Raw genomic sequence first — 18,710 nt, forward strand, 5'->3', positions numbered from 1 at the left:
AGCGATGCCCGACGACTACGCTTACATCAACACGCGCGTTCGCGTGATGCGGACCAAGCTGCTGGGTGGGCGCGCCCTTGAATCGGCGCTCGCGGCGGGCAGCTACCAGGAATTCCTGCGCGTTCTCACCGAGACGGATCTCGCGCCCGACATGCGCGAGACGACGGCCGAGGGGGCAGGCCTTCCCGAACTTGACCGCGCCCTCTCGCAAAATCTCTTTGCCACCACCCAGAAGGTGCTGGGCTTCGCGGACGGCGAGGCGCGGCGCGAGATTCAGGTGCTGCTGATGCGCTGGGATCTGGTGAACCTCAAGACCATCGCCCGTGGCATCGTCAGCGGGCGGGGTCCCGAGGCGATTCTCGAAAGCCTGATTCCGGGTGGCACCATCCGGCCCGCCACGCTGCGTACGGCCGCCCAGAGCACCGATCTGGCGAGCGCGGCCGCGACCATCGCCGTGAGTGGTCATCCGCTTGCTCGGGCGATGCGCGAGGCAGCTGCAGCCTACGCCGCGACGGGTCGCCTGCTCGACCTCGAGGTCGCGCTCGACCAGGGCTACTACCGCCACGCACTCCAGGTGGCGCGCAACACCAGCCTGCGCCGCTATCTCGGCCGCGAGATCGATGTGCGCAACGCCCTGATTGCCCGCAGCACGCGGGGGCAGCCGGTGGACCCCCAGCTGTTTGTGCCGGGAGGACGCCTCGACGCCGCAGGCTACAGCCGCCTGGCAAGCGGGGATACGAGCGGCGTGCCGGAGGTGGCGGCGATTTTGGACGCCCCCAGCCTGGAGGAGGCCGAGGTGGCTGCCCGCAGGATTCTCGATGACGCGGCGCGCAACATCGCCGCCGGGGACCCCGAAGGCGTGGGCATCATCCTCGACTTCCTGCGGCGCAAGGAGATCGAAATCGCCAAGCTCCGGCTGATCGGGCGCGGCAAGTACTACAACCTGCCCACCGAACAGATTCGCCGTGAGGTGATGGCATGACGCAGGGCAGCAACCAGATGCAGCGCGTTGTGATCCTCTCGGACGCCGAAACCGCGACGGGCTACCGCCTGGCGGGCGCCGAGGTGATCGAGGCCACTCCCGAGAATGCTGTGGCGGAACTTGAACGCATCATTCAGGAAAATCGCTACGGGCTTGTCGCGGTGGATACGGGTCTGATCCCTGACCCCGCCGCGGCGACGGCACGCGTCATGCGTGGCCGCGACCTCCCCATTCTGCTGCCCATTCCCAGCCTGCGGGACGCCTTTGCCGCCGATACGGTGGATGCCAAGGCGTACATGGGCAAACTGGTGCGGGACACCATCGGGTTTGACATCAAGCTTTAAGGTGTTGGGGATTAGGTTTGGGGTGTTAGCACCGTCCTAATCCCTCCTGCCTCACCCCTTATCCCTCTCCCAAGGAGATCAAATGACGCAACAGCAAAGAGGCGTCGTGCAGAACATCGCCGGTCCGGCCGTGATCGCGGGGGGCATGTACGGCGCGAAGATGTACGACATCGTGCGCGTGGGCAAAGAGCGCCTGGTGGGTGAGATTATCCGCCTCGACGGCGACACTGCCTTCGTGCAGGTGTACGAGGACACCAGCGGCCTGACCGTGGGTGAACCCGTCGAGACGACCGGGCTGCCGCTCTCGGTGGAGCTGGGGCCAGGCATGCTCAATGGCATCTACGACGGGATTCAGCGCCCGCTGGACAAAATCCGCGAGGCGTCGGGGGACTTCATCGCCCGCGGCATCGAGGTGTCCAGTCTCGACCGAACGAAGAAGTGGGCCTTTACCCCCAGCGTGCAGGCCGGAGACACCGTGGGTGGCAGCGCCATCCTGGGGACCGTGCCGGAGTTCTCCTTCACCCACAAGATTCTGACGCCGCCCGACAAGGGGGGCAAGCTGACTTGGGTGGCGCCTGCGGGCGAGTACACCATCGACGACACCATCGCCACGCTCGAAGACGGCACGAAGCTGCGTCTGGCCCACTACTGGCCGGTGCGCGCGCCGCGTCCGGTCGCCAAGAAGCTCGACCCTAGCCTGCCCTTCCTCACCGGGATGCGCATCCTCGACGTGCTGTTTCCCCTGGTGATGGGCGGCGCGGCGGCGATTCCCGGTCCCTTTGGCTCGGGCAAGACGGTGACGCAGCAGTCGGTGGCGAAGTACGGCAACGCGGACATTGTGGTGTACGTGGGCTGCGGCGAGCGCGGCAACGAGATGACGGACGTGCTCGTCGAGTTCCCGGAACTGGAAGACCCCAAGACCGGCGGGCCTCTCATGCACCGCACCATCCTGATCGCCAACACCTCCAACATGCCGGTGGCGGCGCGTGAAGCTTCGGTGTACACCGGGATTACCCTCGCCGAATACTTCCGCGACCAGGGCTACAGCGTGTCCCTCATGGCCGACTCGACCTCCCGCTGGGCCGAGGCGCTGCGTGAGATTTCTTCTCGATTGGAGGAGATGCCCGCAGAAGAAGGCTACCCGCCCTACCTGGGCGCGAAGCTCGCCGCCTTTTACGAGCGTGCGGGTGCCGTGAAAACCCTGGCGGGTGAGGACGGTGCGGTCAGCATCATCGGCGCGGTGTCTCCGGCGGGCGGTGACATGTCCGAGCCGGTCACCCAGGCGACCCTGCGCATCACCGGGGCCTTTTGGCGTCTCGACGCGGGCCTCGCGCGGCGCCGTCACTTCCCGGCGATCAACTGGAACGGGTCGTACTCCCTCTTTACGCCCATCCTGGACCGCTGGTACCGCGAGAACGTCGGCCCCGACTTCCCGGAGCTGCGCCAGCGCATCAGCAACATCCTTCAGCAGGAAGCGGCCCTGCAGGAAGTCGTACAGCTCGTGGGTCCCGACGCCCTGCAGGACCAGGAACGCCTGATTATCGAGGCGGGCCGCATGCTCAGACAGGACTTCCTCCAGCAGAACGGCTTCGACCCGGTTGATGCCAGCGCCTCTATGCCCAAGAACTACGGCCTGATGAAGATGATGCTGAAGTTCTACGACGAGGCGGAAGCGGCCCTGCGTCAGGGCGTCACCATCGATGAGATCATTCAAAACCCCGTGATCGAGCGGCTGTCGCGCGCCCGCTACGTGCCTGAGGCTGAGTTTATGGCCTACGCCGAGAGCGTGATGGACGAGCTCGACCGCACCTTCAAAGGAGTGAAGGCGTGACCACTCTCCTGAAAAAGGAATACAACGATGTCGCCTACATCTCCGGGCCGCTCCTCTTTGTGAATGCGGCTTCGGACCTCGCGTACGGCGCGATCGTGGACATCAAGGACGGTACGGGCCGGACCCGTGGCGGTCAGGTCATCTCGGTGAGCGAAGAGAACGCCGTTATTCAGGTGTTCGAGGAGACCCGTGGCCTCGACCTCGCGACCGCCAGTGTGAGCCTGGTCGAGGATGTCGCGCGTCTGGGTGTCAGCAAGGACATGATCGGTCGCCGCTTCGACGGCCTGGGCCGCCCCATCGACGGGTTGCCCCAGGTGGTGGCCGAGAAGCGGCTGAATATCAACGGGCAGCCCATGAACCCCGCCGCGCGTGCCAAGCCTGAAGAGTTCATCCAGACGGGGATCAGCACCATCGACGTGAACACGTCGCTGATCCGTGGGCAGAAGCTCCCCATCTTCTCCGGCTCGGGTCTGCCGCACAACGAACTCGCTGCGCAGATCGCCCGGCAGGCGAAGGTGCCTGGCCACGAGGGCGACTTTGCGGTCGTGTTCGCGGCGATGGGCCTGACCCAGCGTGAGGTGTCCTTTTTCACCCAGGAGTTTGAGCGCACCGGAGCGCTGGCCCGCAGCGTGCTGTTCCTCAACCGCGCGGACGACCCCGCGGTCGAGCGGCTGCTCACCCCCCGGATGGCGCTCACGACCGCCGAGTACCTGGCGTTCGAGCACGGCTACCACGTGCTCGTGATCCTGACCGACCTCACAAACTACTGCGAGGCGCTGCGCGAGATCGGTGGGGCGCGTGAGGAGATCCCCGGTCGCCGCGGCTTCCCCGGCTACATGTACACCGACCTGGCGTCACTGTACGAGCGCGCGGGCGTGGTGCAGGGCAAGCCTGGCTCGGTGACTCAGATCCCGATTCTTTCCATGCCCGACGACGACATCACGCACCCTATTCCCGACCTGACCGGCTACATCACCGAAGGTCAGATCGTGGTGGACCGGGCGCTGAATGCCAAGGGCATCTTCCCGCCCATCAACCCCCTGCCGAGCCTCTCGCGCCTCCAGGGCAACGGCATCGGCAAGGGCAAGACTCGGGCAGACCACAAGAACGTCTCTGACCAGCTTTTTGCCGCGTACGCCAACGGCCTTGACCTGCGGAAGCTTGTCGCCATCACCGGCGAGGACGCGCTCACCGAGACGGACAAGCTGTACCTGCGCTTTGCCGATGACTTCGAGCAGTACTTCATTGGTCAGGGCGATCAGGACCGCTCCATCGAAGAGAGCCTCACGGTTGCCTGGGCGATTCTCTCCAAGCTGCCGCAGAGCCAGCTCACCCGACTCTCGAGGGACCACATCGACAAGTTCTACGGCACCAAGCTCGACGAGATGTGGCGGGGAAATCGGATCTAACGGTCACTGGTGAGTGGGAAGTTGCCGGTTGCACCCGTCACTTCCCACTTCCGCCACCGACCAAGGAGGTGGAATCATGGCAGGACAGATCAGCCCCACCCGCTCTGCCCTTCTGGCAAGCAAGGCCAGCCTCAAGACGGCCACAAGCGGCGCAGACCTCCTCAAGCGCAAGCGTGACGCGCTCATCGGGGAGTTTTTCGCGCTGGTGCGGGATGCTCTTGCGGCGCGCGAGCAGCTTGCGAGCGTGAGCAAGGGAGCCTATACCAGCCTGTTCGGCGCAAAAGCGTGGGACAGTCCAGAAGCGGTCGAGAGCCTCAGCCTGGCAGGCACGGGTGATTACGCCGTGGATATGCAGATCGAGAGCATCTACGGCGTGAAGGTGCCCCGCATCAACATCCCCGAGCGTACGCAGCAGGTGAACTTCAGCCCGATCAATGTCGGCGCGCGTACCATCCAGGCCGCGACGGACTTCGGCGGCGTGCTTGAAGCCATTGTGAAGGTGGCTGCGACCGAAACGAAGTTGCGCCGCATCGGCGAGGAAATCAAGAAGACCAGTCGGCGCGTGAACGCCCTGGAGCAGGTTGTGATTCCCGGCATTCAGGATGACATCCGCTTTATCCGCGGTGTCTTGGACCAGCGCGAGCGCGAAGAGAGCTTCCGCCTGAAGAAGATCAAGGCGAAGCTGGAGCGCGACAAGGAAGAGCAAAACGCTCAGGCTGGGCAGCACGGCACGGCCGCCGATTAGAAATAGATTCAAAAGAGCAGAAAACCGCCCCTTGTAGGGCGGTTTTCTGCTGTCAAATGTGTTCTGCTGGATTCTGCAACAAAATCGTTGGCGCTTGGAAATTTACTTATTCATTTCCTTGAAATAAGTGATAAAAGCGAATGCCACCGAACCCGTAATTAGAATAGTAAAGAAGTCTCCCCAACCTCTTTCAAAAAGAACATAAATTGCATATGAGACGGAGATTAAGACCATCAACCATCTACTAATTTTCCGTACATCCAGCTGGGTCACAAGTGTCCCTTCCATTTCTAGGAGTAGAATTGCAATAATTTCATAACTCTCCCCTTGAGTTTGTCCACCCGGCCATTTACTCCAACGGTAATGTGCCTGCTTGGAACGGATTGGCACGCTGGGCATCGAACCCCTCTCGAGGGGTCGAAAGGCAGATCAAGACAGGAGAGGTCAGCTCCTGTAGGGTGTTTTCTGCGATCTAAGTAGCTGCCGGGTGATGACAGGGGCATCACCCCGAGCGGAGTGAGAAGGCAAAAAGTAGCTGGTGGTGGAGGTGAAGCGCCTCTCGGTGCCCTTCCTGGGAAGGGCGTCACCGCAGCCACCAGCGACTTAGCCTCTGTCCCCTCCTCGCTGGGCACTGCCCGCTCGAACCCCGTCGCCTCGCCGTTAATTTTTGTTCGATCTGTTCTTAATATAGTGTATAGCTGCACTCGCTATACGGTATATTGCTGTAAAAATTCCTATATAAGCTATAAGCGACATAAGGACATCATCATTAGATAGAGATGATTTTAGTAGCCCTGCTAGGAATATTAGGAACAAAACCGGCACTACTAGATTCATGGCTTTCATAACAGAATGCTATCGACAGTATGTCACGCATTCCTGACCCGAATTTTTGCAAAGAAGTTCACTGCTGTAGGCCAGACATACCCATCCCCACCCCGTACATGCTCCTGTAAGTGTCTGAGTGGCAAGGCACACCAGGGCAGTAGCAGTACATGGTCCCTGAATGGCTGTACATACCGGTGCCTTGTCACGACATACAGTAACATGTGTACATCTGCACGACCCTCCCCCCGAGCCATCGCTATAACAAGGGATGGTGCCTTCTGAACTCTCTGTATCTGGACTGCCCTCCTGTTGTTCGGGCAACCTGCCTCAGACGCCATTCTCCTGCTTTGTGTCATTCCATGAAGAGGCCTTTGCGTTATTCAGTGCTGGCGATAGAGAGAAGATGAGGGAGGCCGTCATTAGTAACCATCTACCTAAGTACGTAACTCCTCCTTTGAGTATGGCTATCCAGCCATTCACTCCAACGGTAGTTTCCCTGCCTGGAGCGGATTGGCGCGCTGAACGTCGAACCCCTCGCCGCGCCATCTCATCGTTCCTGTGCTGCCCACCAGAATTTGAGTAGGTGTTGCCTGAGTATGGTAGATGTTTGAGCTTGGCGATGTTGATTTTGTCTGCTCCTGACTAGCCTATTCGTTCTTGAAAAATGAATTACTCAGCTGGGAAACCCAAACTAAGATACCCGCTGATAAAAAAGATTATGAATAATCCAAGTACTGTCCATCCTACTATACCTAGTCTTCGGATCAATACAAAACTTGCACAGGTCAGGCAAATTATATGAAACACTCCGTGATAGAAGCCGTTCTTTGTAGAGAGATATACAGGTGCATTTTCTGCCAGGCTGCATAGACCGACGACTCCTAAAATAAGCACGACTATCTGGGAGCGTTTTAAGGAGCTTAAGGGCATTTTGTTGAGCATCTTCTTACCACCTGTAGGGGTTCTCATGACCATCTTAAATCAATCTTGTTAGATATGGTATTAAGGATATTAGAATGCCGGTAAGGTAAGCTGACAAGTAAAACGGCTCCTTCCCAAAGAACCTTCTCAGGGAAGTTGCAAGTAGTATTGCTAAAGATAGTGTGCCTAAAATGGGAGAAATATTTTGTGAATAGAGAAGGAGCTCGGTTGCATAGTAGGAAATTAGGGTAAAGAGAGTAATGCTGAGTGATAAAAACAGAGCCTTCTTTAAGGGCATTTCCATGTACATTTCGTAACCTCCGTTACGGCATTCGTACAATTGTACACCAATCCTGCGACGCAGGTCATGGCGCCCACTAAACAAACGGAGGCACCTTGCGGCGTCTTGCCCCACACTGAGCAGACCCATTCACGAGTTGCACAGGCAGCCACTGTCCATGCACAAACAGGACTATACTGTTTCTCTGTTCAACAGTATTGGACTTTATTACTACATCCACAGTACGCGGGCGCCCCTGTTCCTGGATCAATGCACTCCTGAGAAGTAGTACTTACACTGTCTGCGCCGTCGTTACTTTTTTGATCTGACTGATCTTGAGTCAGGCTTGCCCACACTCCCGATTCCTGTGCAACATCATCCCAAGAACTCGCTGATGAACTTCCCACACCCATCAACATAGCTGCGAGTAGTCCTGCTCTCCCAATCCCTTTCATGGTCTCTCCTTTGAGTTTGTCCACCCGGCCATTTACTCCAACGGTAGTTTCCCTGCCTGGAACGGATTGGCGCGCTGGACATCGAAGCCCTCGCCGCGCCATTTGATCGTCCCGGCGCTGTTGACCAAGATCTGGGTAGGCGTGCCCTGGGCGCGGTAGGCGCTAGCGAGCTTTACCCCTATGCTCACGTCGGTCTTGTCCTCTACAATGCGAACATTTTTTGAAGCCCCCGCAAACTGCTTCCTCACCGCGTCCAGTTCGCCCGGCGCCACAATCCACACTGCCACCTTCGGATTCTCCCGCGCGTACTTCAGCAGGTGCGGCAGTTGGTCCGTGCAAAAGCGGCAACTGGCCGAGTGGAAGATCACCAGATGATTCCGGCTGCTCGCCCAGTTCACACCGGGCAGGGCCGGGGCCGGGCTGCCCACGCCGCCGGGCACCGTTAACCTCGGCACGGGCTTTCCGGCCAGCAGTGCCGTGCCCAGTTCCCGTGTCTCGGCGTTGGTCAGCGTGCCCTCGTAAAAGCCCTCAACAGTCCCAGCAGCGTTGACATACATCACCGCCGGAAGAGTTTTTAGTCCAAGGGCCTGAATGCTCTTGCCCGCTGTATCCGCGTAGACGGTGGGCTTGAGGGCGAACCCAGCGAGGTACTCGCGCAGGGCGGCGCTGTTCTGCTCGGTGACCAGCGTGATCTGGAGCTTGGGGTTGCTCTTCTGGAGGGCCGAGAGTGCGCCCAGTTGTAAGCTGCACGCGGCGCAGTCGGGCTGGGCGAACACAGAGACCGTGGGTCTTCCATTGTGGGGGAGGGAAGTAGCCTTGACCGATTTGTTTAACCAGTCCAGGCGGGGCGTGCCGCTGAGGGCGAGAGCCGAGCTACTGACGAGCCATGCGCCCAGAAGCACAAGTTTCTGCATGACCGCAGCTTAGGGAGAGACCGACTTGGGCCGCATCCTCAGCCCTGGGGAGGACTCGTCGTTAGTTGTCTAGATAAGGGGGAAGACGGGTAGCCCCAGTAGAGATCCCTGGCCGCGTGACGGCTGTTCACGCCCAGTTTGGCGAGCACTGCACTGACCTGGGTGTGGACCGTGCTGGTTTTGGTGCCGATCCTGCTGGCGATCTCGGCGTTGCTGAGGCCGAAGGCGATCATCCGCAGGGCGCGGCGTTCGCAGGGGGTCAGCGGTAAGTACGCCAGTGCTGGCCCCAGGTAGAAGAACTTGCCTTGCTGCAAGTCCAGACGCTCAAGGATGGCGTGAACGTGGCGGGGATCAAGGGCCTCCTGAACGAGGAGGCCCAAGGGGCTGCGTTCCAGCACGTCCCAGAGGTAGGGCAGCCCCCGGGTACGCGTCAGAACGACCTGTCCCGCGAGGTCCAGGTGCAGAACCTTTCCCGGCGGATCGTCAAGCACGATGGGGGGGAGGGGCTGCATGGGGCGATGGTACTTGTTCAGGTGTGACGGCGTGGACCAATGTGCCCACCGGCTTCATCCCAGGTTCTGAAGAGCTGTGTTCAAATTCACCCGTGCCCGCTCCTCCAACTCCGCGAACTCTGGCGTGGTGAAGATGCGCTCTCGGTTGAGGAAGCCCTGGAGAACCCGCGCCCGCCTGACTCGGTACGCCTCCTCTGGGACGAAGGCGTATTCCTGGCGGATGGCCGCGTCATAGGCGGCGAAGGCCTCGGGATTCGCGCCCAGAATGCTGAGGTCGGCGTCCACGAGCAGCGCCTCGCCCCGTGTCGCCGGAGGAGCCGCGTGACGGGTGGCGAGAATGAGGGCCCGGACCTCCCCCTCCAGTTCGGGCTGAATGCCCTGCCCACGCAGCCACGCCCCGAACACCTCCGCGCTGCGTTCCTCGTTGTCCAGCCTCTGCGGGTCGTACACGAGGTCGTGACCCCAGGCAGCGAGGGTGAGCGCTGGAGTAAGGACCTGGCGCGAGCGAAGGGCGCTCAGCACCGCCTCGATGTGGGCCGCTGTGTGGTATACGCGGTAGGCCTGCGTGTAGAAGGGGCGCGCGAATGCTTCGGCACGGGCAAGAAGGGCTGCGTCAGGCATCGAGTTCTGCCTTGGCGTCCCGTTCCATCAGGCTGGCGATCCCCTCCTCGGGTGTCCACTCGCCGCTTGCGACCCGTGCCACCGCTCGCACGATAGGGAGGTCATGGCCGTGGGCGGTGGCCCAGGCATCAAGGAGGCCCGCCGTTCGCAGGCCCTCCACCACTTTCCCGCCCTGGGCCGGGTTCTGGCCCCGCGCGATGGCCTCGCCCGCCGCGCGGTTGCGGCTGTGGCGGCTGGTGGCGGTGGCCACCAGATCACCCAGGCCACTCAGGCCGTAGACCGTGTCCTCATGCGCGCCCTGCGAGACGAGGTAACGGCGCATTTCGCGCAGGCCCCGGGTCATCAGCGACGCTTTCGCGTTGTCCCCCAGATGTAGGCCGTCCACCATGCCTGCCGCGAGGGCGATCACGTTCTTCAGCACGCCGCCCAGTTCTACTCCGACCTCGTCCCCGCTGGTGTAGACCCGTAGGGTGGGGGAGAGAAGGGCTGCCTGGACCCCCCGCGCCAGGGCCGCGTCCGCACTCGCGACGACCGTCGCGGCGGGCAGGCCTCGCCCGATCTCCTCGGCGTGGTTGGGGCCACTCAGAATGGCAATCCGAGTAAAGCCCAATGCCCGCGCCAGGTCGGTGAGCCGCCCCCCGTCCGGCGCGAGGCCCTTGGCGCACAGCACCACGCCCAGCGTGCGCGGCAGCTGGGCGAGCAGGTCCGGTACGCCCACACTGGGCACCACGACCAGGGCGAAGTCCGCTCCCATCACTGCCTCCCTCAGCGTTGACGTCACCTTGACGCCGCTCGGCAATTCCACGCCGGGCAGGTACTCGCGGTTTTCACGCTCGCGGGCGAGCTGGGCGGCAAAGTCGGCGCGGCGGGCCCACAGCGTCGCCTGCTGGCCAGCTCGCACCGCCGCCACAGCCAAGGCAGTTCCCCATCCGCCCGCACCCAGGACGGGAACATTCAGGCCCATGCGAACACCCATACCCGCGGTGTATTCGCCGACGGCGGCGCGTAATCCGGGTACTCCACGATCTCCCAGCGCGCAAAGCCCGCCGCCGCCAGCAAGGGTTCCAGGTCCGCCGGGTCGTAGCCGCGCTCACGGTGTTCCTCGGTAAACTCTTCCCAGCCACCGGCTCGGTCCTCCACTCGGCAAAACGCCTGGACCACCCCGACCTCCGCGGCCGCGTCGTAGTGGTGAGACCAGTGGTAGTGCACCTCGCGTCCGTCTGGTGTCCTGGCCAGGCCCTCGATGGCGTTCCCCTCCCACAGCTCCCGCACACCCAGACGGGTGTTGAGGTCGCAGGCCAGCAGTCCGCCAGGTCGCAGGTGTGCCCGTGCTTGCCTCAGTGCCGCGCCAAGCTCTGCGGGAGTCAACAGATTGTTGAGGCTGTCAAAGACGCAGGTGACCAGGTCGAATGTCTCGGCGAGCGCAAAGGTTCGCAGGTCCCCTATGCTCAGGGTAACGCTCGCTGGCAGGCGTTCCCGCGCCACCGCTACCATCTCGGGGCTGGCGTCTACGCCGTGCACCCGCAGGCCCGCCCGCAGCAGCTCCCGGGTAAAGCCCCCCGTACCGCAGGCGAGATCAAGAGCGGTGCTCGCCTCCAGCCCTCCATCCCGGCTGTAGGTCAGCACGAAGTCCGCCCAGTGCTCGTACTCCACGTCCGCCATAATCGCGTCATAAACGGCAGCGAGGGCAGTGAAAGGCGGCCTTTGCATAGCGGTCACTATAGCCCTGTGTCTCCTCCCCTAAAGGCTCCATCAGGTTTGCTCGGGCACGGTGCTCCTCCATGAGGACGGCATGAGTTCAGCGGGAAAGGATGCCCCGTAGCGTCCCCTCCCCCTGGCCGGTACGGTGAACATGCTCTGTAAGGAGGTTCTCCATGAACAAGATGCTTGCGATTGCCGCTCTCGGGACCGTCGCCCTCAGTTCGTGCAGCGTCTTCGGCACCCGCAGCGCTGCCGTCTCCGGTCAGCTGCAGGGTTTTAGCCCCAACCAGAACCTCGGCCTGGCGGTGGTGGGCTTTAACAATGGCCAGTACACCGCCGACGGCACCCAGCCGCAGCTGATCGACAAGTTCCTGACCGGCGGCTATACCCTCACTCTGCCCCGGAATGTCCCTTACGGCACCTACCGAGTGATTGTCTTCCGAGACGCCAACAATGATGGCCGCTTCAACACCGGCGACGTGGTGCTGAGCCGCGACAACGGCAAGCTGCTGGTGTACGCCGGACGTGACAACGACTTTTTTAGCGGCACCAAGTACGGCTGGAACATCTACAACACGGCGACCCGTGAGGTGCAGACGACCATCCTCAACAACTACGACCTCCAGGCGGTGGGCGCACAGTAGTCGAGTACACCGCACGAAGGGGGAGGGGTTCGCCTCCCTCTTCTTTGGCCCCTCTGGAGGGCTAAGCGCTGAGGGCTGCCTCGACCGCCGCCCGCAGCCGTTCAAGTTCGGCCTCGGGCAACACGGGTGGCCCGGCCTCTACCGAAAGGTCCGGCAGCGGCACCCAGCTCACGCAGCCCAGCATCTGGGGCGTTTCCTCCAGCACCAGCGACTGTTGCAGTGGGCGCACCCGCAGCAGCAGCGCGTGAACCCAGGGCCGGTTGCGGTAGTGGAAGCGCCGTTCGATGGCTCCTGACGTAAGCGCCTGGTACGGCGCCAGCGCCAGCGCCCGCTCCAGCGACTCCACTTGATGGACCGCCACCACCTCTGCCAGCGCCGGAAGGACGATTTGGCCCGGTTGAGGGTCGTCGCGCAGCAGCGGCCTGAATTCGGGCCTCAGCTCATCGGGATTCTGGTGCAGGAACGTCGGGTAGAGGAGAAATTCACGGTGCTCCACCTCGAAGCCCGCGTGCGTCTCCATGATGCCCCCCTTGCGAATCAGGAGGGCCGAAGAGCCGGAGGTCAGGGCCTGACACTGGGTGTCCCATTCCTTGAGGGCGTAGCGGGAAGACATAGCGCGCAGGGTATAGCCTACCACGAGGCGGGGAGTGCCCCAAGGGGGCCTTGCAAGCCTTTCCCATCAAACAGGAAGAACTTGCCGGACGAGGATTGGGTCAAGACGTAGGTGGTGTTTTCGTCCTGCCGAAAGACACACTGCGGCACGGAAGCGGGCAGGTCGACAAGAAGCGCGGGGACACAGGGTGTGGGCGAGGAATACGGCGTGTTCGTCACGCTCCGTTTGATTTCTGCCAGAGTGGCCGCGTGTCGGGCGAGTTGTTGGGCTTGGGTGGAGACTGCGCCCCGTTGAGCCTGGAGGAGGCTTAACAGGAACAGTGCGGACAGCAGGCCCAGCAGGGTCGCTGCGGCCAGTAGCTCAAGCAGGGTTAGACCTTGGCTCTTCATAGGCGTTTCTGTGCGGGCCAGAGCGTAGGGGAACCACATCCGCCAGCGCTGTTCCGAGGAGAAGAAAAAAGAGGGGCGTGACCGTGGCCACATAGAACCAGGCGGTGAGGAACACGGTGTAGGGCAAAACGGCAACAAGCAGGGGGATCAAGGCTGAGGGTTCCTGTTGCCACACCCTCCACAAGAAGAGAGCCGCTGTGAGGAGGGCGAGGGCGGCGCCTACAAAGCCGTGGGCATACACCTCATCAAGCCAGATGTTGTGGGGGTGGACATAGATAACATGAACATACTGCCGGTCCTTTTGGAGAGGGTTGATCAGATAAAATCCTGGCCAGGCCGGCTCGGCATGGTAGTTGCTGTCCAATCCCAGTTCTGACCTCAGGAGTGCGCTGATTTCTGAGGGGCTCAGGTGCTCATAGACGGCGGAGGCAAAGGTTTCATCCCCCCAGCCCAGGAGGGGCCTCGTCTGCGCCGCGCGCCAGGCGGCTCGCCAGAGGTAGAGCCGCGTGGTGAAGGTTTGGGTCGAGCCGTAGTCCTTGAAGTGGGGGGGCAAAAGGCCAAGGGCTTTACTCTGGGCCGTGATGAGGGGGGGGAAGGCCACCGTACTCACGGCAAAGAGGCTTGCGGTCAGCAGTGGGAGAACCCAAGCCCTGCGAAAGATACCGAGCAGCAACCACAGGGCCAGACCCAGGGCCACACCGAGCGTGGCAGCCGTGTTGGTGCAGAGCGAGACCCCCAGGAGTCCGGAGAGAAGCCAGCTCCAAAACCAGAGGGTGCGTGGCCGCCGGCGAAAGAAAAACACGGGGGCAAGCGCCATGATGGCAAACCATCCGCCCAGGTGCTGACGCAAGCCGACCGTGCCAGCAGGGTAGGTCATGCGGGGCGAAGAGATCAGGTGGGCGAGCGGTCGCCACCCCACGGCCTCGGCAAGAGCGAGCACAAACATAGCGAGTGTGGTGAGGGCACACGCGCGAATCACCAGTTCGACCGGCGCAGAGCGGGCATACAGGGCCGCTGCCCCCAGACAGAGCAGCAGCATCAGGGCACCGAACTGGGAGTAGGGCTGACCAAGCCAGGCAATCCAGGGAAGAGGCGAGGTTGCAGCGGAAAGGGCTACCCAAAGGGCATATAGCAGGGTAAGTCCTCCCAGAAGGCCGAGGCGTGGCGGGTGGCGGCGAAGGTACTCGGTCACCGTCATGCCCCTGCCCTGCAAGGCCACGGCTCCGAGCGTTCCCAAAAACACCAGGCCCAGCAGCAGCCAGAAGCGGAGGGGGTACAGACTGGCCTGGGGAACGGCTACGGCAGCAGGCCAAAAGGAGAGGCAAAACAGAGGAACGAACAGGGCCAGGGCCAACCGGAACAGGGACATGAACTCCTCGAGAAAAGAAAAAGCCCCGCTGAGACGGGGCTGGAGAAGAAGCTGAGGCCTTAGGGCATGCTGCTGGGCATACCCGCAGAAGAGACTTTCTTGATGGTCGTCCCGTCGAACTGGTAGTTGTTGTTCGTGCTGGAGGTGACGTAACCGTAGGTGCCGTTGGCGGTCTGCTTAATCTGGCAGGCCGTGACGCTGGTGGGGTAGGAGGTGATGTTCAGGATATTGGCGTCTTTGCAGTCCGTTTCGGTGGTGATGGTCGTGCCATTGGCGCGGCTCGCTTCGGCAGCGGTCACGGCGTTGCGCAGGAGGCTCTGGGCCGCGCTGTCGTTCGCTGCCTTGCGGGCGTTCAGCAGGTTGGGGATCAGCACCGCCGCCAGAATCCCGATGATCGCGATCACAATCAGCAGCTCGATCAGGGTAAAGCCTTGGGTTCCGTTCTTCATGGTCTCTCCTCTGGGGGCCTTCGGGTTAAGGAATCGGGAGAAGTCCCTCGGGCCGGGAATGGCGTTGCAGGTGCGGGTATCTCCCGTCCTTGCTGAGATGAGGGTATTCAGGAGGCCCTAACAGGACTCTTACGTTCCGGGCGGGCGGTGGGGGTGTTGGGGGAGGGGGGACAGTGGTATGATGCTCGGCAGTTCGGCCCGGGAGCTGCCCCGCTGGGGAGGTTCTGGGCGAATGGGGCCACTTGCCCCCAGCCTGACTTCACCGTTGTATGCGCGGCGCGCCCTGCTCTCCTAAGGGCGGCGCGTTCTCTTGCCGCGTGCCCGAAAGGCCTGCATGGAACTGACACCACGCGTTCCCCCGCACAGCAATGAAGCAGAAATCAGCGTGCTGGGCAGCGTCCTGCTCGATAACGACACCCTGATTCAGCTCGGGGACACCCTCACGCCCGAGATGTTCTACCGCGAGGGCCACCGCAAGATCTTTGCGGCGATGCGCGCTCTGCAAGAACGGGGTGAGCCAGTCGACCTGGTGACCCTGAGTGAGGACCTGCGCGTGAAGGGCCAGCTTGATGAGGTGGGCGGCCTCACGTACCTCATTGGTCTCTCGGATCAGGTGCCGACTGCTGCCTACGCAGAGCACTACGCCCGCATCGTGCAGGAAAAGCACACCCTGCGGCAACTCATCAGCGCCTCGGGCAAGGCGATGCAGCTCGCCTACGACGGGCAGCTGCCGCTAGAGGACCTGCTCGACCGGGCCGAGAAGCTGATTTTCGAGGTGGCTGAGCAGAAGAAGGGGAGCGAGTCGTATCAGGCGATGGGCGAGATCGTCCACGACACCTTCGAGTACATCACCCTGCTGCATCAGAACAAGGGCATTCCCGACGGGGTGAGCAGCGGTTTTCGCGACCTCGACGAGCAGATTTCGGGGTTCCAGAAGGGGAGCCTGAACGTGCTGGCGGCCAGGCCGAGTATGGGCAAGTGCGTGACGGCAGACACGCTGATCGACGTGCCGGGTACCGGGGAGCGGATCACGGTGGAGGCGTTTGTGCGGCGGCGGTTGCCGACGGTGCTCAGTGTGACGCCGCAGGGAACCGTGCGTGAATCCCGGGTGGGTGCCTGGATCGATAGCGGCGTGAAGGCGGTGCGCCGGGTAACGACCCGCACGGGCCGTGTGGTGGAGACCACGCCGCACCATCCTTTTCTGGGTGTGGACGGCTGGACGCCCCTGTACGACCTGAGGGTGGGAGACCGCATCGCCGTGCCCCGCGCTGTGCCCGTGTTCGGTACGGAGGATGCCCTGAGCCCGCAGCGGGTGCGCCTGCTCGCCTACCTGCTGGCGGAAGGCGGCCTGACGCAGAGTCACCCCCGCTGGACGAACGCGGACCCGGCATTGGTGGAGGATTTCCGTGCCTGCCTCGCCGCCGAGTTTCCAGAGGTGGAGATGGTGGCCGACGCGCCAACGGCTACTGACGACCGCCTGAGCTGTCGCTGGCCGCCGGGCGAGCGCCAGGACCGGCTCAGTCCCCTCACGGAGTGGCTGCGGGACCTGGGCGTATGGGGTCGGCGGGCAGAAGAGAAGCGCTTCCCGGACGTCGTCTGGACGCTCACCCGCGAGTCCCTGGCCGCCTTCCTGCGCGTGCTTCTGAGTTGTGACGGGACCGTCTCTGCCCTGGCCGACAAGCCCCGCATCGAGTTCACCGTGATGAGTGAGGCGCTGGCCCGCGACGTTCACCACGCCCTGGTGCGCTTCGGCATCGTGAGCGAGCTGTGGCGCCAGGGGGAGCGTTCCTGGCGGGTGGAGATCACCGAGGAACGCAGCGTCGCGGACTACCAGATGCAGGTTGGGTGGCTGGGTGAAAAGGCCCGGCGGGATATCTCGCTGAGTGCCGGGGCGTGGGGCTACGTACGGCATGCGGCGGGAGAGCGGAATGCGCTCGCCTGTGCCGCCCGCTCCGCCGCCGTGCTGGACGGTCCGCCCCTGACCCCGTTGGGTCACGGCGACCTGTACTGGGATGACATCGTGAGCATCGAGGACGTGGGTGAGCGGCAGGTGTACGACCTCACCGTGCCGGGGGACGCGAACTTCATCGCGGCGGACATCTGCCTGCACAACACGGCCTTTGCTCTCTCCATCGCTCAGAATGTCGCCCTCCGCGCTGAGAAGACCGTCGCGGTGTTCAGCCTGGAGATGCCCAGCGTGCAGCTGGCCCTCCGGATGCTGTGCAGCGAGGCGCGGGTTGATATGAACCGGATTCGCTCAGGGCAGCTGAACGAGCGGGATTTCGAGCGTCTTGCGCACGCGGCGGGGCGACTGGCGGAAGCGCCCATGGTGATCGATGACGAGCCGGACCTCACCCTCAACGCCCTGCGGAGTAAGCTGCGGCGGATTGCGGCCCAGTACGGGGAATTGGGCCTGGTGGTGATCGATTACCTGCAGCTGATGTCGGGCGGCAAGAACAGCGGCGGCGGCGACAACCGCCAACAGGAGATCAGTGCGATTTCGCGTGGGCTCAAAGGCATCGCGCGTGAGATGAATGTGCCGGTGATTGTCCTCAGTCAGCTGAGCCGTGCGGTGGAGCAGCGGCCAAATCACAGGCCCATGCTGTCGGATTTGAGAGAATCAGGTGCCATCGAACAGGACGCGGATATTGTGATGTTTATTTACCGGGACGAGTACTACAACAAGGACACCGATCAGCAGGGGATTGCCGAAATCATCATTGGCAAACAGCGCAACGGTCCTGTGGGAACGGTGAAACTGCAGTTTCATAGCGCGCACGTGCGCTTCAACGATCTCGCGCCGGAGGGTGTCTGATGCCGGAGGACGTAAAGCTGACCCCCGGCAACGCGGGTGGGCAGCGGCGACGGCGGCGGCGTCGGGGTGGGCGCGGAGCTGGTCAGGGAGGAACAGGTCAGGCGAGCCCGGCGGCTTCAGCGACCAAAGGAGTGAACGTCCCGGTTCCCGCTCCACCCAGCAAGCGGGGGCACAAGCGGCCGCTTGCCGAGCCGCGCATTGGCGTGGGCTGCGTCGTGCTGCGCGGCGAAGAAATCCTGCTGGTGCGTGAGCGGGGCCGTTGGTCCCTGCCCAAGGGAGGGCTGGAGGCCGGAGAACTTGTGCAGGAGGGCGCGCGGCGCGAGACCTACGAGGAAACCGGTCTGGTGGTCGAACTGCGCGACCTGGCCTTTATCGTGGAGTTTCAGGCGCAGACCTGGGGGCATCACCTCCAGTTTTTCTACACCGGGCGCGAGGTCGGAGGCATGCTGGGGCCGCGCGACCCCGACCGCGACGTACAGGAGGCGCGTTTCGTTCCTATTCGTCAGCTGCGTGAATTCATCCGTTTCCGGCCCCGGCTGGTGGCACTGGAAACCTGGTTGCGCGAGCGGCGGCCCCGCCACTTCGTGTTTAACCTCGACAAGGAGCCCGCGATGCTCCGTAAGCGGCGGCGGGTCGGCGTCGGGGCGGTGGAGCCGGACCTGACGGATGTCCCCACCGACGAGGCTGATCTTTGACCCGCAGCGTCAAAACTGCGTGCAGGAGGGGCTGCTTCCCCCTCTTGTTTCTGCTATCATCAGAATATGAAGCGGGCATTACGTATAAAAGAGCCTTCTCCTGCCAGTGGACGCGGGTACGCCCACGTCTGCCCTTCCTGTGGACAGTCCCTGGTCCTCTACGACCTGCGCGACGGCGACCAGGCCTACTGGT

The 18,710-nt window shown here is 62.6% G+C and carries 17 protein-coding genes; 8 read left to right on the plus strand and 9 right to left on the minus strand.

The window, feature by feature from the left end:
- Positions 1–4: 4 nt before the first annotated feature.
- The 5 genes from EI73_RS10990 to EI73_RS11010 all read left to right on the plus strand — a co-directional run bounded on the left by EI73_RS10990 (position 5) and on the right by EI73_RS11010 (position 5,311).
- Complete coding sequence (locus EI73_RS10990; RefSeq protein ID WP_034386716.1) at positions 5–982, plus strand: V-type ATPase subunit; 978 nt, start codon at positions 5–7, stop codon at positions 980–982.
- Positions 979–1,326 carry a V-type ATP synthase subunit F gene (locus tag EI73_RS10995; RefSeq protein WP_034386717.1) on the plus strand — a complete coding sequence of 116 codons (348 nt, stop codon included), beginning with the start codon at positions 979–981 and terminating at the stop codon, positions 1,324–1,326. Before EI73_RS10990 ends, EI73_RS10995 begins: the two co-directional genes overlap by 4 nt.
- Positions 1,327–1,408: 82 nt before the next feature.
- Positions 1,409–3,157, plus strand: coding sequence for a V-type ATP synthase subunit A (locus EI73_RS11000; protein ID WP_034386718.1), 1,749 nt, complete (start codon positions 1,409–1,411; stop codon positions 3,155–3,157).
- Positions 3,154–4,566, plus strand: a complete 1,413-nt coding sequence (locus EI73_RS11005) for a V-type ATP synthase subunit B (RefSeq protein ID WP_034386719.1) — start codon at positions 3,154–3,156, stop codon at positions 4,564–4,566. The genes EI73_RS11000 and EI73_RS11005 overlap by 4 nt, the downstream gene beginning before the upstream one ends.
- Before the next feature lie 76 nt (positions 4,567–4,642).
- Entirely contained in the window at positions 4,643–5,311 is a 669-nt protein-coding gene (locus EI73_RS11010; RefSeq protein ID WP_034386721.1) for a V-type ATP synthase subunit D, read from the plus strand.
- A 2,516-nt stretch (positions 5,312–7,827) separates the two neighbouring features.
- Here EI73_RS11010 and EI73_RS11015 read toward each other — a convergent pair.
- From EI73_RS11015 to EI73_RS11035, 5 genes are read right to left on the minus strand one after another with little or no spacing between them, the layout of a single operon-like run.
- A complete protein-coding gene (locus EI73_RS11015; RefSeq protein WP_156103521.1) occupies positions 7,828–8,709 on the minus strand; it encodes a hypothetical protein in 882 nt (293 codons plus the stop codon).
- A gap of 38 nt (positions 8,710–8,747) precedes the next feature.
- On the minus strand, positions 8,748–9,221 hold the full coding sequence (locus EI73_RS11020; protein ID WP_051935461.1) for a helix-turn-helix transcriptional regulator: 474 nt from the start codon (positions 9,219–9,221) through the stop codon (positions 8,748–8,750).
- Between the two features lie 54 nt (positions 9,222–9,275).
- Positions 9,276–9,842, minus strand: coding sequence for a phosphohydrolase (locus EI73_RS11025; protein ID WP_034386724.1), 567 nt, complete (start codon positions 9,840–9,842; stop codon positions 9,276–9,278).
- The gene (locus tag EI73_RS11030; RefSeq protein ID WP_231557322.1) at positions 9,835–10,818 is read right to left on the minus strand and encodes an NAD(P)H-dependent glycerol-3-phosphate dehydrogenase; all 984 of its coding nucleotides are present in this window, start codon (positions 10,816–10,818) and stop codon (positions 9,835–9,837) included. The genes EI73_RS11025 and EI73_RS11030 overlap by 8 nt, the downstream gene beginning before the upstream one ends.
- Positions 10,797–11,552, minus strand: a complete 756-nt coding sequence (locus EI73_RS11035) for a class I SAM-dependent methyltransferase (RefSeq protein ID WP_034386727.1) — start codon at positions 11,550–11,552, stop codon at positions 10,797–10,799. Before EI73_RS11035 ends, EI73_RS11030 begins: the two co-directional genes overlap by 22 nt.
- A 164-nt stretch (positions 11,553–11,716) precedes the next feature.
- Between EI73_RS11035 and EI73_RS11040 the strand changes: the two genes are divergently transcribed.
- On the plus strand, positions 11,717–12,187 hold the full coding sequence (locus EI73_RS11040) for a hypothetical protein (protein WP_034386729.1): 471 nt from the start codon (positions 11,717–11,719) through the stop codon (positions 12,185–12,187).
- 61 nt (positions 12,188–12,248) lie between these two features.
- Here EI73_RS11040 and EI73_RS11045 read toward each other — a convergent pair whose 3' ends face one another.
- From EI73_RS11045 to EI73_RS11060, 4 genes are read right to left on the minus strand one after another with little or no spacing between them, the layout of a single operon-like run.
- Positions 12,249–12,800 carry a DUF1802 family protein gene (locus EI73_RS11045; protein WP_034388142.1) on the minus strand — a complete coding sequence of 184 codons (552 nt, stop codon included), beginning with the start codon at positions 12,798–12,800 and terminating at the stop codon, positions 12,249–12,251.
- 17 nt (positions 12,801–12,817) lie between these two features.
- Entirely contained in the window at positions 12,818–13,189 is a 372-nt protein-coding gene (locus EI73_RS11050) for a prepilin-type N-terminal cleavage/methylation domain-containing protein (protein ID WP_034386731.1), read from the minus strand.
- A complete protein-coding gene (locus EI73_RS11055) occupies positions 13,161–14,558 on the minus strand; it encodes an O-antigen ligase (protein WP_034386732.1) in 1,398 nt (465 codons plus the stop codon). Before EI73_RS11055 ends, EI73_RS11050 begins: the two co-directional genes overlap by 29 nt.
- 59 nt (positions 14,559–14,617) lie before the next feature.
- Complete coding sequence (locus EI73_RS11060; RefSeq protein ID WP_034386733.1) at positions 14,618–15,007, minus strand: type IV pilin protein; 390 nt, start codon at positions 15,005–15,007, stop codon at positions 14,618–14,620.
- 334 nt (positions 15,008–15,341) lie between these two features.
- Here EI73_RS11060 and dnaB point away from each other — a divergent pair, with 334 nt between their 5' ends.
- Both dnaB and EI73_RS11070 read left to right on the plus strand, forming a co-directional pair.
- Positions 15,342–17,822 (plus strand): replicative DNA helicase, encoded by a 2,481-nt coding sequence (dnaB, locus tag EI73_RS11065; RefSeq protein ID WP_034386734.1) that lies wholly within the window; start codon positions 15,342–15,344, stop codon positions 17,820–17,822.
- Positions 17,822–18,517, plus strand: a complete 696-nt coding sequence (locus EI73_RS11070; protein WP_034386735.1) for an NUDIX hydrolase — start codon at positions 17,822–17,824, stop codon at positions 18,515–18,517. Before dnaB ends, EI73_RS11070 begins: the two co-directional genes overlap by 1 nt.
- Positions 18,518–18,710 lie beyond the last annotated feature (193 nt).

Source organism: Deinococcus sp. YIM 77859, from assembly GCF_000745175.1.
GTDB lineage: Bacteria > Deinococcota > Deinococci > Deinococcales > Deinococcaceae > Deinococcus.